Source organism: Streptomyces paludis (assembly GCF_003344965.1).
Classification (GTDB): domain Bacteria; phylum Actinomycetota; class Actinomycetes; order Streptomycetales; family Streptomycetaceae; genus Streptomyces; species Streptomyces paludis.
Genome location: NZ_CP031194.1, coordinates 4378515 through 4393757 on the forward strand (window position 1 = coordinate 4378515; position 15243 = coordinate 4393757).

Annotated in this window: 11 protein-coding genes; 6 read left to right on the forward strand and 5 right to left on the reverse strand. The window is 72.2% G+C overall.

Annotation, left to right across the window (positions count from 1 at the left end; all coding sequences use genetic code 11):
• The first annotated feature begins 170 nt into the window (after positions 1 to 170).
• Positions 171 to 554 carry a cold-shock protein gene (locus DVK44_RS37655; protein WP_114660796.1) on the forward strand — a complete coding sequence of 128 codons (384 nt, stop codon included), beginning with the start codon at positions 171 to 173 and terminating at the stop codon, positions 552 to 554.
• 57 nt (positions 555 to 611) lie between these two features.
• Here the strand turns inward: DVK44_RS37655 and DVK44_RS19470 are convergent, their stop codons facing one another.
• The 4 genes from DVK44_RS19470 to DVK44_RS19485 form a co-directional block, all read right to left on the reverse strand.
• Complete coding sequence (locus DVK44_RS19470) at positions 612 to 1514, reverse strand: 1,4-dihydroxy-6-naphthoate synthase (RefSeq protein WP_228447264.1); 903 nt, start codon at positions 1512 to 1514, stop codon at positions 612 to 614.
• The gene (locus tag DVK44_RS19475; RefSeq protein WP_114660797.1) at positions 1511 to 2263 is read right to left on the reverse strand and encodes a futalosine hydrolase; all 753 of its coding nucleotides are present in this window, start codon (positions 2261 to 2263) and stop codon (positions 1511 to 1513) included. The genes DVK44_RS19470 and DVK44_RS19475 overlap by 4 nt, the downstream gene beginning before the upstream one ends.
• A gap of 7 nt (positions 2264 to 2270) precedes the next feature.
• Positions 2271 to 2747 (reverse strand): DUF2771 domain-containing protein, encoded by a 477-nt coding sequence (locus DVK44_RS19480; RefSeq protein WP_114660798.1) that lies wholly within the window; start codon positions 2745 to 2747, stop codon positions 2271 to 2273.
• A gap of 129 nt (positions 2748 to 2876) precedes the next feature.
• Positions 2877 to 4340 carry an MFS transporter gene (locus DVK44_RS19485; protein WP_114660799.1) on the reverse strand — a complete coding sequence of 488 codons (1464 nt, stop codon included), beginning with the start codon at positions 4338 to 4340 and terminating at the stop codon, positions 2877 to 2879.
• Positions 4341 to 4729: 389 nt separating this feature from the next.
• On the opposite strand from DVK44_RS19485, the gene DVK44_RS19490 reads away from it, so the two are divergent.
• The 5 genes from DVK44_RS19490 to DVK44_RS19510 all read left to right on the forward strand — a co-directional run bounded on the left by DVK44_RS19490 (position 4730) and on the right by DVK44_RS19510 (position 12485).
• Positions 4730 to 5710, forward strand: a complete 981-nt coding sequence (locus DVK44_RS19490) for a DUF3027 domain-containing protein (RefSeq protein ID WP_114660800.1) — start codon at positions 4730 to 4732, stop codon at positions 5708 to 5710.
• A gap of 497 nt (positions 5711 to 6207) precedes the next feature.
• Positions 6208 to 9471 carry a sacsin N-terminal ATP-binding-like domain-containing protein gene (locus DVK44_RS19495; protein WP_114665285.1) on the forward strand — a complete coding sequence of 1088 codons (3264 nt, stop codon included), beginning with the start codon at positions 6208 to 6210 and terminating at the stop codon, positions 9469 to 9471.
• A 117-nt stretch (positions 9472 to 9588) separates the two neighbouring features.
• Positions 9589 to 10374, forward strand: coding sequence for a calcium-binding protein (locus DVK44_RS19500; protein WP_331461610.1), 786 nt, complete (start codon positions 9589 to 9591; stop codon positions 10372 to 10374).
• Between the two features lie 182 nt (positions 10375 to 10556).
• A complete protein-coding gene (locus DVK44_RS19505) occupies positions 10557 to 11357 on the forward strand; it encodes a calcium-binding protein (RefSeq protein ID WP_114660802.1) in 801 nt (266 codons plus the stop codon).
• A gap of 252 nt (positions 11358 to 11609) precedes the next feature.
• Complete coding sequence (locus DVK44_RS19510; protein ID WP_114660803.1) at positions 11610 to 12485, forward strand: DUF5707 domain-containing protein; 876 nt, start codon at positions 11610 to 11612, stop codon at positions 12483 to 12485.
• Positions 12486 to 12610: 125 nt separating this feature from the next.
• Here DVK44_RS19510 and DVK44_RS19515 read toward each other — a convergent pair whose 3' ends face one another.
• Entirely contained in the window at positions 12611 to 15118 is a 2508-nt protein-coding gene (locus DVK44_RS19515) for an HAD-IC family P-type ATPase (protein ID WP_114660804.1), read from the reverse strand.
• Positions 15119 to 15243 lie beyond the last annotated feature (125 nt).

A 15243-nucleotide genomic window follows, 5' to 3' on the forward strand; every position in this document is an offset into this window, starting at 1 on the left:
GAACCGACCGGCGACGTCTTGTCACCAGCCCCTGGACCATTAGCCTTGGACCAGTGCGGCGGCCATGGCCCCGCACCACCGCTATCCAGCGCTATCCACTGCTATCCAGCGCCATCCAGAGCCGTTTTCGCGCGCGCCAGCGCCCAACGAGTACGAGGACGAGGACAGACGTGCCTACCGGCAAGGTCAAGTGGTTCAACAGCGAGAAGGGCTTCGGCTTTCTCTCCCGCGACGACGGCGGCGACGTCTTCGTCCACTCGTCGGTCCTCCCCGACGGAGTCGACGCCCTCAAGCCGGGCCAGCGGGTGGAGTTCGGGGTTGTGGCGGGCCAGCGGGGTGACCAGGCGCTCTCCGTGACGGTCCTCGATCCGGCGCCGTCGGTCGCCGCCGCGCAGCGCCGCAAGCCCGATGAACTGGCCTCGATCGTGCAGGACCTGACGACGCTGCTGGAGAACATCACACCGATGCTGGAGCGCGGGCGCTACCCCGACAAGGTGCACGGCGCCAAGATCGCGAGCCTGCTGCGCGCGGTGGCGGACCAGCTGGACGTATAGGCCCGAAACCGGGCCTCAGGACCGGGCCTCTGGCTATACGGCCTCGGGCGCCGGACCTCAGACGAACCGCAGCGCGTCCTGGCCGAGGGGCGGTACGAGCCCCTCGGCCGCCGCGCGCGTGAGCAGCCCGCGTACGGCCGCGTAGCCGTCGGTCCCGAGGTTCGCCGTGAACTCGTTGACGTACAGCCCGATGTGCTGGTCGGCGACCGCCGGGTCCATCTCCTGGGAGTGCGCCAGGACGTACGGCCGCGAGACCTCCGGGTCGTCCCAGGCCATCCGGACCGACCGGCGGATCGAGTCGGCCAGCAGCTCCAGCGTCTCGCCGCCCAGCGACCGCTTCGCGATGATCGCGCCGAGCGGGATCGGCAGGCCCGTCGTGGACTCCCAGTGCTCGCCCATGTCCGCGAGGCGGCGCAGCCCGTAGTTCTGGTACGTGAAGCGTGCCTCGTGGATGACGAGCCCGGCGTCCACCTTGCCGTCCCGTACCGCGGGCATGATCTCGTGGAACGGCATCACGACTACCTCGCCCACCCCGCCGGGCACGGTCTCCGCCGCCCACAGCCGGAAGAGCAGATACGCCGTGGAGCGCTCGCTCGGCACGGCGACGGTCTTCCCCGCCAGCCCGGCGGCCGGTCCCGGCTCGCGGGTGAGCACGAGCGGCCCGCAGCCCCGGCCCAGGGCGCCGCCGCAGGGCAGCAGGGTGTACTCGTCGAGGACCCACGGCAGCACCGCGTACGAGACCTTCAGGACGTCGAACTCACCGCGTTCCGCCATGCCGTTGGTGAGGTGGATGTCCGCGAACGTGACATCGAGGGCCGGCGCGCCCGGCACCCGGCCGTGGGCCAGGGCGTCGAAGGTGAAGGTGTCGTTGGGGCAGGGCGAGTAGGCGATCCGAAGAGCCTCGGAACCGGAACCAGAACCAGCCCGCTGCTGCGACTGCGACTGCGACCGCGACGTCATGACGCCTCCTCGAATACGGGGGTGAGCAGCGTGAACGCGTACCGCAGCGCGTCCAGCGCCGGGCCGATCCGCCAGGAGTCCCGGTCGCGCGGGCCCACGGTGTTGGAGATGGCGCGGATCTCCACACACGGCACGGAGTGGGCGGCGGCGGCCTCGGCGACCCCGAAACCCTCCATCGCCTCGGCGGCGGCCCGTGGGTGACGGTCCGTCAGTTCGGCGGTGCGGGCGGCCGTGCCGGTCACGGTGGAGACGGTGAGGACGGGCGCGAGGACCGCCCGGAGCCGCGGATCGGCGTCGAGGATCCCCGCCAGCCGCGCCGAGAGCGCGGGCGCCGGCCGATGGACCCCACGACCGAACCCCAGCTCCTCGACCGGGAGATAGCCGTCGGGGGACCCGGCGCCCAGGTCCGCCGCCACGATCGAGTCCGCGACCACGAGCGACCCGATGGGCGCGTGCGGCAGGAAGCCGCCGCCGATGCCCGCCGAGACGACCAGGTGGTACGGCGGGTCGTACGGCGAGGAGGCCAGCGCCGTCGCCGTGGCGACCGCCGCCGCGACCGGGCCGACACCGCCCGCCAGCACATCCACGACCGGTATCTGTACGGACCCGGGCCGGGGCGTGTACTGGGCGAGGCCGGACACCTCGTACCCGCCCATCAGCTCCCGGACGCCGGAGGCGGCGTACCGGCCGAGCCCGGCGACGACGGCGTCGGCCTCCGCCGCCACCGCGGTCACCACGAGCACACGCATCAGCGGGTCAGGACTTCTTCAGCCGGAAGTGCCAGATACCGCTGACGCCCTTGCCGGTCGTCTCGACGACGCTGATCTGGACGGTGTCGACGGCCTCGCCGGTCTGGGTGGAGAAGAAGGCGCTGGCCGGGATGGTCCGGTACGTCTTCTTGTACGGCTCCTGCTCGGCCCGCTGGCCGTTGATGAAGAGCGTCCAGCCGTGCTCGGCGATCTCCGGATCGACGCCGAAGCGGATCTTGTCGTCGGTGGAGACGTCGATGGTTTTGGTGGCCTTCTTGTTCAGGCAGGCCGCGGCGTCGTCGTTCTTGAGCGCCTTGCCGTCGTTGTAGCAGGCCGCCTCGGTGTTGACCGAATCGGTGCCCACCGTGACGGTCGAGAGCGGCGTCGGCTTGTCACAGGCGGCGAGGACGAGGAGCCCGGCGGACACCGCGCCGAGCACGGCACCGGCCCGGCGGGACCTACCAGAGAGGAGCGCTACGGTCATGGGCCGAAGGTTATCGGTTGCCCGCGGCCGAGGGGCGAGGGGGTACGGCGGCGAGCCGCTTCCGGCCCCGGAGCGCGACCCGTACCGGCACCCGATCCTGCCCCGGCAGGGGATCACGCCACCCGGGGATCACGCCACCCGAGGAGCCCCGCCCGGCCGTCCCGCCGCCCGCAGCAGCCCCCGTACGGCGGCGAGCGCGCCGAGCGCGACGAGGCCCGCGGCCACCGACATCCCCAGCACGCCATTGAGCGGCAGCGCGATCCCGATCGCCCCGCCCACCACCCACGCCATCTGGAGCAGCGTCTCGGACCGGGCGAACGCCGACGTCCGCACCTCCTCCGGGACATCGCGCTGGATCATCGCGTCCAGGGACAGCTTGGACAGCGCCTGCGAGAAGCCCGCGATGGCGCACAGGACGGCCATCATCACGCCTCCGAAGAACAGCGCCGCCAGGATCGAGGCGGCGAGCGCGATCCCCAGCATGGTCGCGATGATCACCTCCGGGCCGCGCGCCTTCAGCCAGGCGCCCACCGCCGTACCCAGCGCGTTGCCGGCGCCGGCGGCCACTCCCACGATGCCCAGCGAGACGGCCTCGCTCTGCCCGGACAGCGGGTGCTCGCGCAGCAGGAACGCGAGGAAGAAGATGAGGAAGCCGGAGAGGGCGCGGTGCGTGGCGTTCGCCTGGAGGCCGTGCAGGACCCCGGGCCCCACGGCACGCAGTCCGGGCCGCCGGGGTTTGCGCGGCTTGCCCCGCTTCTCCCGTCGGTTCCGTACCCGCTCCGCGACCACGCCCGGCACGGGCACCGGCACCAGCCGGGCCCGGCGCTCGCCCTTGGCCGAGTCCACCTTGGGCGGCAGCGTGAACGCCAGGACCGTACCGCCGAGGAAGATCACACAGGCGCCGTAGAGCGGCAGCCGGGGCCCGAACTGATGCAGCCCCGCGCCGATCGGCGCCGCGATGCCGGTCGCCAGCAGCCCGGCGAGGGTCACGCGGGAGTTCGCCCGTACCAGCGAGAAGCGCGGCGGCAGCAGCCGCGGCACGACCGCGCTGCGCACCACTCCGTACGCCTTCGACGCGACCAGCACGCCGAGCGCCGCCGGATACAGCTCCAGGCCGCCGGTGATGACGGCCGTGGACATGAGGATCGCCAGCACCGCCCGGGTCAGCATCGCCCCGGCCATCGCGGCGCGGCGGCCGTGCGGGAGGCGGTCCAGGAGGGGGCCGATGACCGGCGCGAGGAGGGTGAAGGGCGCCATCGTGATGGCCAGATAGAGCGCGACACGCCCGCGCGCCTCGTCCGTCGGTACGGCGAAGAAGACCGTGGACGCCAGCGCGACCGTGATCATGACATCGCCGGCGCCGTTCACCGCGTGCAGCTCGATCAGCTTCCCGAGCCCGGACTCGCCCGCGCCGTGCGCGTGCGTCGCCTTCCGTACGCCCCGGACGGCGGCCGTGAACGGCAGCCGCAGCGCGCGGCCGACGGCCCGCCCCGCCCTGCGGAGCGGGCCGCCTCTGCCCGAGCGGGACGACCTGACGGCTGCCACTCCGCCATAGTGCCCCAACGCCGGGTGGCGCGAACCGATCCCGGACATGACGACGGCGGCGCGCCCCCGGTAAGCCCCATTACGGGCGGACGCGCCCGAAATCTCTCCTCAACTCTCCTGGGACCGTCCCCGAACCGCCCGCCGCCCCTTTGACCATTGGGTTACGGCCTGGTTGCGGTGTGCGCCGAAGCACCGGAAAGGCGGCGCGCAGGTGGGCGGCGGGCGGCGGAGGGGGTAGCGTGCGTAGCGCGCCACCGGCGGTTGTTCTCGGCCGCGCGCCTCTTCGCCATCCCGCAGAATGGATGGAGAGAGGTGTGCCCGAGGAAATACGCGGGCGTGGACGTCGATGCGGCCCTCTGGTCCGCTCCGCCCTCGCCTCGTACCACCGCGAATCGGTTGGCGCACCCGTGAGACGGCGTAGGAGAGAAGCGAGACCTGTGAGTGCTGCGACGACGCGAAGCCGAACCCCCGACCGCCTGTGCGCCGAGGCGGTAGACCTCGCCAGGTCGGCTGCCGAGGAGGCGGCCGCGCCCGGGGTTGTCGGGGAACATGTCTCGGCGGTGGCGGAGGGGGACCGGGTCGTCACCCACTTCTTCGAGTGCAAGGAGATGGGCTACCGCGGCTGGCGCTGGGCCGTGACGGTCACCCGCGCCTCCCGCGCGAAGGTCGTCACCCTCGACGAAACGGTGCTGCTGCCCGGCCCGGACTCCCTGCTGGCCCCCGAATGGGTGCCCTGGAGCGAGCGCCTGCGCCCCGGCGACATGGGCCCCGGCGACCTGCTGCCCACCGAGGCGGACGACCTCCGGCTGGAGCCGGGGTACGCGGGCGAGGACGCCGGCGACGAGGCCCCGGCGGGCACGGTCCCGGCCGAGGCCCTGGCCTACCCCGAACTCACCGACGACACCGAGCCGCTCGACCTCACGGAGACCCCGTACGAGCCCACGGCCACCCCGGACTCGCCCGCCGCCCCCGCCACGGAGTCCCCGGCCGTCCCCACCCGCTCCACGATCGCGGCGGTCGCCGAGGAACTCGGCCTGCGCCGCGCCCGCGTCCTGTCCCGCTACGGCCTGCACATCGCGGCGGACCGCTGGGACGAGTCCTTCGGCGCGAAGACCCCCATGGCCCAGGCGGCCCCAGCCCCCTGCGTCTCCTGCGGCTTCCTGCTCCCGCTGGCGGGCTCGCTGCGCCAGGCGTTCGGCGTCTGCGCGAACGAGTTCTCCCCGGCGGACGGCCACATCGTCTCCCTCTCGTACGGCTGCGGCGGCCACTCCGAAGCCGCCGTCATGCCCAAGCCCTTGCGGCCCCCGCCGCCGGTACTGGACTCCATGGGCGCGGACGCGTTCCCACTGAGGCCGGCCCCGGACAGCGGCTCGGTACCGCTGGGCGACGGGTCCCCGGAGGACTTGGGCCACTCGTAGCCTTTCGGCGGGATCGCCTCCCGGCGGGGGCCGTGGGGCGTCTCGGGTCACAAGCGCCCCGGGTCCTCCGTCCGGTAGGTAGCCGCCGCGTGATGCACGCTCAACTCGCTGCCGTTGTTGCGCAGTCCCAGAAGTCACTGCCACGGCGGCCCACCCCGGCGCCGCGCGGGCGGTGCGCCCGCCCCCACCGGCGGGAGGGGGCCGGGGTCGCAGGAGGTGACGTCCCCGGATGTAGAGCGTGATTTGTGCCGCTGTACGGTCCGCAGTCGAAGAACCGGCCCGCACGCGGCGTAAATCGTGCATCCGGGGATGCGCCTCCGGAGTGCCCCGGCCCCCGGCACGGGCAAACCGACCCGCACCCCGCACCGCCAAAGACCACGGCCCCCCGCCGGGAGGCGACTCGCCGGGAGGCGAGTCGCGGTACCTTCGGCCGCACGGGCGGCAAGCCGCACCCGTCGTGGACAGAGCGGAGTCAGAGCGTGAGCGTCAGCGTCAGGATGACCGAGGGGGCCGACCCGTTCGGGACGGCGCGGCTGCGGCGAGGGGTGCTGGACGCGTGGGGGGCCAGTCCCGCGCGGTTCCGGGAGGACGCCAACGCCGAGGAGGATCTCGCGCTCGGCGGGTACCGCGACCGGCTCGTCGTCGAGTTGGCGCAGAACGCCGCCGACGCCGCCGCCCGCGCCGGGGTGCCGGGCCGGCTCCGGCTGACCCTGCGGGCCGCAGGGCACGGCGCAGGCCAAGGCACAGGCACAGACCACGGCTCCGCCGTGCTCGTCGCCGCCAACACCGGCGCCCCCCTCGACGCCACCGGCGTCGAGTCGCTGTCCACCCTGCGCGCCTCCGCCAAGCGCGAGGAGCACGAGGGGCCCGTCGGGGCCGTAGGACGCTTCGGCGTCGGGTTCGCGGCGGTGCTGGCGGTCAGCGACGAGCCGGCGATTCTGGGGCGGCACGGCGGCGTCCGGTGGTCGCTCGCGGAGGCGCGCGAGCTGGCGGCCGGGCCGGCGCAGGCCAGCCCCGGGCTGGGGGACGAGTTGCGGCGCAGGGAGGGGCACGTACCGCTGCTGCGGCTGCCGCTGCCCGCCGAGGGCACCGCGCCGGACGGGTACGACACGGTCGTCGTCCTGCCGCTGCGCGACGCCGCCGCGACGGATCTGGTCGAGCGGTTGCTGAACGGCGTGGACGACGCGCTGCTGCTGACGCTCGCCGGGCTCTCCGAGGTCGTGATCGAGACGGCCGACGGGGAGCGCACGCTCCGCAGGTCGCAGACGGAAGGCAAGCCGAAAGACGCGAAAGACGGCGCGAAGGACGGCGCGAACGACGGCGCGAAAGACGAGGCGCACGACGGCGCGTACGTCGACATCGACGACTCGCGCGACGGCAGCCGCCGCTGGCGCGTCGTCGCCGACCACGGCGCCACCCCGCCCGCCCTCCTCGAAGCGCGGCCCGTGGAGGAGCGGCTGCGCCCGTACTGGTCGGTGACGTGGGCCGTGCCGGTGGACGGCGGGGGCGCGCCCGTACGGCCGCGGACCGCGCCCGTCGTGCACGCGCCGACGCCGACCGACGAGCCCCTCGGCGTACCCGCGCTGCTGATCGCGTCGTTGCCGCTGGACACCGCGCGGCGGCATCCGGCGCCGGGGCCGCTGACGGACTTCCTGGTCGCGAAGGCGGCGGACGCGTACGCGCGGTTGCTGGGCGGGTGGGAGCCGCGTTCGACGGGCGTGATCGACCTCGTACCGGGCCCGCTCGGGAAGGGCGAGCTGGACGGGCGGCTGCGGGCGGCGATCCTGGAGCGGCTGCCGCGCGTGGCGTTCCTCGTCCCGGCCGCACCCGGCGACGAGGGCGACGAGGGGGAAGAGAGCGACGAGGGGGAAGAGGGCGACGGCACGGCCGCCCTCCGTCCCTTCGAGGCCGAGGTCGTCGAGGGCGCGGGCGCCGACACCGTACGCGTACTCGCGGAGGTGCTGCCGACGCTGCTGCCCGCCGGGCTGGAGCGGCGGCCGGAGCTGCGGACGCTCGGTGTGGGCCGGCTGCCGCTCGGGGACGCGATCGAGCGCATCGCGGGTGCCGAGCGCCCGCCCGCCTGGTGGCGGCGGCTGTACGAGTCGCTTGCCGGGGTCGATCCGGAGCGGCTGTCGGGGCTGCCGGTGCCGCTGGCCAACGGGCGGACGGCGATCGGGCCGCGCCACATCCTGCTGCCGCTGCCGGGCGCGGAGGCGGCCACGGACCTGGCCCGGCTGGGCCTCAAGGTCGCGCACCCGGACGCCGCCCACCCCCTCCTGGAGAAGCTGGGCGCGCTGCCCGCCACGCCGCGCGCTGTTCTGACGACCCCTCAGGTACGGGCGGCGGTGGCCGCGTCGCTGGACGCGGGGGAGGCGTGGGACGACGGCCTGGACGACAACGCGGCTCCGGATGCCGCGGAGTTGGCCGAGATCGTGCTGTCGCTCGTACGGGACGCGGCGCTCGAACCGGGCGACGAGCCGTGGCTCGGCGCGCTCGCGCTGGCCGACGAGGACGGCGAGACCGCGCCCGCCGGTGAACTGGTGCTGCCGGGCAGCGCGTTCGCATCTGTACTGCGTGAGGATGAACTCGCCTTTGTTGACGCGGAGTTGGCCGAGCGCTGGGGTGAACAGCCGCTCGCCGCGTGCGGCGTGCTCGCGGACTTCGCGCTCGTACGGGCCACGGACATCGTCCTCGACCCGGATGAACTGGAGCCCAGAGAGGGCGACTTCGCCGAGCCGGACGACGTCGGCCTGCTGGACGCGGTCGACGTGTGGTGCGAGGACGCGCTCGACCGGCTGCCGGAGGGGCCGTTGCCGCCGGTGGCGACGGAGATCGTGGCCGTACGGGACCTGGATCTGGTCGATGACGACGCCTGGCCGCGCGCGCTGGCGCTGCTCGCGCGCCCGCCGCTGCGGGACGCGCTGATCCAGCCCGTACGGGTGCTGCTGCCGGACGGTACGACGGAGAGCGTGCGCTCGTACACCGCGTGGTGGCTGCGCGACCATCCCGTGCTCGACGGGCGGCGCCCGGCCGGACTGCGGGCCGAGGGCGGCGATCCGCTGCTGGCGGGGCTGTACGACGCGGTGGACGCGTCGGGCTTTGACGATGCCCAGGTGCTGCGGGCGCTGGGGGTACGGACGTCCGTCGCCGCGCTGCTCGACGAGCCGGGCGGCGCGGCGGAGCTGCTCGGCCGGCTCGCGGACCCGGAGCGCGAGGTGACCTCCGGCCAACTGCACGCGCTCTACACGGCGTTGGCGGACCTCGACCCGGACGAGGTGACGCTCCCGGACGAGCTGCGCGTGGTGGTGGACGGCGAGGTGCGGGTGGTGGACGCGGCCGACGCGCTGATCGCGGACGCCCCCGACCTGCTGCCGCTCGCGGACAGCCTGCCGCTGCTGCCGGTGTCCCCGGCGCGCGCCGCCGAGCTGGCGGAGCTGCTCCAGGTACGGCGGCTGAGCGAGACGGTGGCCGGGGAGGTGGCCGAAGAGGGCGAGCGGCACACGGTCCCGGCCCCGGTGCGCGCCCTGCTGGGTCCGCTGACGCCGGAGACATACGTCGAGCACGAGGAGATCCGGGTGGACGGCGTCGAGCTGGACTGGCGCCGGGCGCCGGACGGAGTGCTGCACGCGGCCACGCTGGAGGGCGTGGCGGCGGGCCTGGCCTGGGCGGCGGGGCAGTGGCCGCGCCGGTTCGAGGTGGCGGCGCTGCTGGAGGACCCGTCGCGGACGGAGGAACTGGCGCGGGACCGCTGGTTCGACTGACACCGGGCGTTCACCTCGTCGTTCCCGTACAACCATTGACGGTTGGGGGCGGTCTGACGGCCTGCCGGGTCAAGAGATCCGGCAGGCCGGCCATTCCTTCCGGGGGAACACATGCACATGCGTGCCACCGCCATCGCCACCGTCGCCGTCGCATCCGGCGCCCTGGCCCTGTCCGCCCTCGCCGTGCCCGCCGTGGCCGCCGACGATGTCCCCGATCCGGCCCTCGTGATCGAGAAGGTCGTGGTCAACGAGGGGCGGCCGATCGTGGTGGGGGTGAAGACGGACAAGATCGCGATGCTCGCCGTCACGGCGTCCCACCCCTCGGGCATCCAGGGCATGATCGGCTCTCTCCGGCTGGCGAAGAAGACGGGCCCGGGCTACAAGATCATCGGCTCCAGCGAGGAGGAGGCCCCGTGCTACCGCGCGAGCGCCACCACCTCGACCTGCGAACTGCCCCTGGGGATCTACCCCAGCAACCTGCGGAACGAGGACGCCACGCGGTGGACCGCCGGGGCCTGGGTGGTCAGCAACAAGAACACCTGGAACGAGTGCGATCAGTGTCTGACGGCGGTCCAGCTCCAGCGGCTCGGCAAGCTGACCGTTTCCGCGCCCCCGAAGCCGGTGAAGAAGGGCACGCCCCTGACGGTCACCGGCAAGCTGACGCGCGCCAACTGGGACACGAAGAAGTACGCGGGATACGCCGGCCAGCCGGTGAAGCTCCAGTTCCGCAAGAAGGGCGGCGCGAAGTACATGACCGTCAAGACGGTCAAGGGCTCCGGCACCGGCGCTCTCAAGACCACCACTCCGGCGCGGACCGAGGGCCACTGGCGCTGGAGCTTCGCCGGTACGGAGACGACGTCGGCGGTCAACACGCCCGGGACGCTGGTCAAGATCAAGAAGTAGGGCAGGAGCGCGATCATCACAGGTCGATCAAATTGATCAATTGTGATCCATCTCGACGGATCTAGATGGATCTCGACGCATCCCGACAAAGAACGTAACTTTTCATACAACCTTTCCCCCGTCTTCCGGGTCTGTTCAGACGGGTCATCGGACCCGAACCCAGCAGGGGGGAAGTAACCAGAATGCGTACGCGTATGACAGTCGCCGTTGTCTCCGGCGCCCTGGCCCTGTCCGCCCTCGCCGCGCCCACCGCGCAGGCGCGGGGGACCGCGGGTGCCCTGGACGACGAGCCGCCCCAGATCCTCGCGGCCTCCGTGAACGGGGGCAAGCCGATCGTGGTCGGCACCTCCGCGGTGAAGACGGTGACGGTCTCCATCACGGCGAGCCACCCCAGCGGCGTCAAGGACACCTTCGGGTACCTCTGGACGGGCCAGCATGTCGAGGACCCGAAGATCAGGATCCTGCTCAACCACTTCGGGGCCGACAGCTGCAAGGAGCTGAACGCCACCACGGCGACATGCACCTTCTCGGGCCCGGTCAACCCCAAGGCGCTCAAGAACACGGACGCGCGCACCTGGAATCTCTTCGCCGGCGCCTGGGGCAAGGTCGGCCGGGACTCCGTGGTCGAGGTGGACGCGTTCACCACCGCCAAGCTCCAGCGGCAGTCCCGCCTGACCGTGGCCGCGACCCCGAAGCCGGTGAAGAAGGGCAAGACCCTCACCGTCACGGGCAAGCTGTCCCGCGCCAACTGGGACACGAAGAAGTACGCGGGGTACGCGGGCCAGTCGGTGAAGCTCCAGTTCCGCAAGAAGGACAGCAAGACCTACACGACCATCAAGACGGTCAAGGGCTCCAGCACCGGCATCCTCAAGACCACCACGAAGAAGACGACGGCCGAGGGTTACTGGCGCTGGAGCTTCGCCGGTACGGCAACCACCCCGGCCGTCAGCGCGCCCGGCACCCTGGTCAAGATCACGAAGTAGGCGGGTTGGCGGTCCGGGGATTCGGGCCGACGGCTCGAATCCCCGGACCGCCCCTCGCTCGCCCCGCCCCCCAAGACGGCCGCTGACCTTGGCTGTTGGGTTTCACAATTAATTCATATTTTCGTACAACCATTTGTCCCTTCCCCGGGTCTGGTCAGTTGGATCAGCAGATCCGCAGACCAGACGGGCACCGCCAGCGCACCGCCTAGCGGACGACGCGGGCGCGGAGCCCCATCTCGACTTGGGGAATACATGCGTATTCGTGCCACTGTTGCCGCGGTCTCCGGCGCCCTGGCCCTGTCCGCCATCGTCGCGCCGGCCGCCCAGGCCGCGCCCTCCGGTGACCGCACCCCCGCCCCGCTCTCCGGGCCGTGGGCGAGCGGTTCCGCCGGTACCTTCGGTGCCGCGGCCAAGGCGAAGGCCCCCGCTGAGGCGCCGGTGATCAAAAAGGTCGTCGTGAACGGCGGCAAGCCGATCGTCGCCGGTATCTCGGCGAAGAAGAAGGTGACGATCGCGATCACCGCTTCCCAGTCCTCGGGCATCGCCGACGCCGCCACCATCCTGTGGATCGGCTCCGACCTCGACGACGAGAACGCGGACGACGTCTACTGGTTCGAGCAGAACGAGGAGAAGGCCAGCTGCAAGGCGGCCAACGCCACCACCTCGACCTGCACCCTCACGGTCACCGTGGACCCGAAGCAGCTGATCAACACCGACGCGACCTTCTGGAAGGTCGGCGCGTACGCGCTGGGCAAGGACGAGGCGTCCATCCGCAAGGACGACGCCGCCAAGATCCGCATGCAGCGGGCTTCCCAGCTGACCGTGGCCGCGACCCCGAAGCCGGTGAAGAAGGGCAAGACCCTCACCGTCACGGGCAAGCTGTCCCGCGCCAACTGGGAGACCGAGAAGTACGCGGGCTACGCGGGCCAGCCCGTGAAGCTCCAGTTCCGCAAGAAGAACAGCAAGACCTACACCACCATCAAGACGGTCAAGGGCTCCAGCACCGGCACCCTCAAGACCACCACGAAGAAGACCACCGCCGAGGGCTACTGGCGCTGGAGCTTCGCGGGTACGGCCTCCACCCCGGCCGTCAACGCCCCGGGCACCCTGGTCAAGATCAAGAAGTAGCGGTACGCAGCAAAAGACGTCAGAAGCGCGGCGGCGGCCGCGCACGCGAAGGGCCCGGCAGCGATGCCGGGCCCTTCGCGCGTACGGCCCCAGGAGGCCCGAGCCCCAGAGGCCCAGGGACCCGCCTACGCCGGGATCTTGCGCCCCACCAGCCGCCAGCAGAACTCCAGCGCCGCCGCCGCCACGACCGCGATACCCACGGCCGTCCACGGCAGCACCGTGCCCACCAGCTTCAGCGCGAAGAAGTGCTGAAGCGCCGGCACCGCCAGCACCACCAGGAACGCCGCCCCCATCGAGATCACCAGCCCCACCCGCCACCAGGTGTACGGCCGCGCCACAATCGCCAGCACCCACATCGAGATCAGGAACAGCGTCAGCGTCGCCGCGCTGGTCTCCGCGCTCAGCGTCTCGGCGGTGCCGCCGTAGTAGTTCCGCGCCACCATGTACGTGATGAACGTGGCGCTCCCCGCGATCACACCCGAGGGGATCGCGTACCGCATCACCCGGCGCACGAAGTGCGGCTGCGCGCGCTCCCGGTTCGGCGCGAGCGCCAGGAAGAACGCCGGGATACCGATCGTCAGCGTCGACAGCAGCGTCAGATGCCGCGGCAGGAACGGGTACTCCACCTGGAAACACGCCACCAGGATCGCCAGCAGCACCGAGTAGACCGTCTTCGTCAGGAAGAGCGTCGCCACCCGCGTGATGTTGCCGATCACGCGCCGGCCCTCGGCCACCACGGACGGCAGCGTCGCGAAACTGTTGTTCAGCAGCACGATCTGGGCGACCGCCCGCGTCGCCTCCGAACCCGACCCCATCGACACGCCGATGTCCGCGTCCTTCAGCGCCAGGACGTCATTGACACCGTCCCCGGTCATCGCGACCGTGTGCCCGCGCGACTGGAGCGCGCCGACCATGTCGCGCTTCTGCTGCGGGGTCACCCGGCCGAAGACCGATCCGGACTCGACCGCCCCGGCCATCTCCTCCCGGCCCTCGGGCAGCCGCCGCGCGTCCACCGTGTGCTCGGCGCCCGACAGCCCCAGCTTGGCCGCCACCGCGCCGACCGACACCGCGTTGTCGCCGGAGATGACCTTCGCGGCGACATCCTGCTCGGCGAAGTACGCGAGCGTCCCGGCCGCGTCGGGCCGCAGCCGCTGCTCCAGGACGACGAGCGCGGCCGGCTCGGCCCCGGCCGCCGCGTCCGGGGAGTCGAGCGCGGCGGTGGTACGGGTCAGCAGCAGCACCCGCAGACCCTGCCGGTTGAGGTGGTCGATCTCCTCAAGCGCCGGATCGCCCTCGGCCAGCAGCACATCGGGCGCGCCGAGCAGCCAGCGCGACTCGCCGTCCGGCTCGGTGAACGCCGCGCCGCTGTACTTCCGTACGGACGAGAACGGCAGCGCCGACGCCACCGGCCACTCCCCGCGGTCGCCACGATAGGCGTCGATGATCGCCTGGAGGCTGGCGTTCGGGCGCTGATCGGACGCGCCGATCGCGCCGAGCACCCGCCGTACGTACGTCTCGTCGGCGCCGCCCAGCGGGCGCAGCTCGCTGACGTCCATGCCGCCCTCGGTGAGCGTGCCCGTCTTGTCGAGACAGACGACATTGACGCGCGCCAGTCCCTCGATGGCGGGCAGCTCCTGGACGAGGACCTTCATCCGGCCGAGCCGGATGACCCCGATCGCGAAGGCCACGGAGGTGAGCAGCACCAGGCCCTCGGGGATCATCGGGACGATGCCGCCGACGGTCCTGGCGATCGAGTTCTTGAAGTCGTTCTGCTTGACGACGAGCTGGCTGATGATGAGCCCGAGCGCGGTCGGGACCATCATCCACGTGACGTACTTGAGGATGGTGCTGATGCCGTTGCGCAGCTCGGAGTCGACCAGCGTGAAGCGGGACGCCTCCTCGGCGAGCTGCGCGGCGTAGGCGTCCCGTCCGACCTTCGTCGCCTGGAACGCGCCACCGCCGACGACGACGAAGCTGCCGGACATCACCTGGTCGCCGGGGCGCTTCAGCACCGGGTCGGCCTCGCCGGTCAGCAGCGACTCGTCGATTTCCAGGCTGTCGGCCTCGGCCACCACCCCGTCGACCACGACCTTGTCACCGGGGCCCAGTTCGATCAGGTCCCCGAGGACGATCTCGGAGGTGGAGATCTCGGCGGCGGTCCCGTCGCGCCGTACCGTCGGCTTGGCCTCACCGATGACCGCGAGCCCGTCGAGGGTCTTCTTGGCGCGCAGCTCCTGGATGATGCCGATGCCGGTGTTCGCGATGATCACGAACCCGAACAGGGTGTCCTGGAACGGCGCGACGAAGAACATGATCACCCAGAGCACGCCGATGATCGCGTTGAACCGGGTGAAGACATTCGCGCGGACGATCTCGGAGGCGGACCGGCTGCTGCGGACCGGTACGTCGTTGACCTCCCCGCGCGCGATGTGCTCCGCCACCTCGGCCGAGGTCAGCCCGGTATGCCGGCCGGCCGGCTCGGGTGGCTTCATGGGGTGTACGGGGTCGAGTTCGGCGCCCGCGTCGATGGCGGGGCCGTCCTGGCGCGTGGCCGGGCCATGTGATCCACGGCCGTGCGGCTCGGGGCCGGGGGGCTCGGGGCCGTCGGTGTCGATCTTTGCCCGCTGCGTCATGGTAATGACGGTAAGGCCGGTGAGGCGGGTTCACCCGCCGGCCGGGCAGAAGATCCGACTGCGGGACGAGAAGGATCGTCCGCTGGCAGTACTGCGCGGGTGCCGGAACAGGTCTTTGGTCAGGA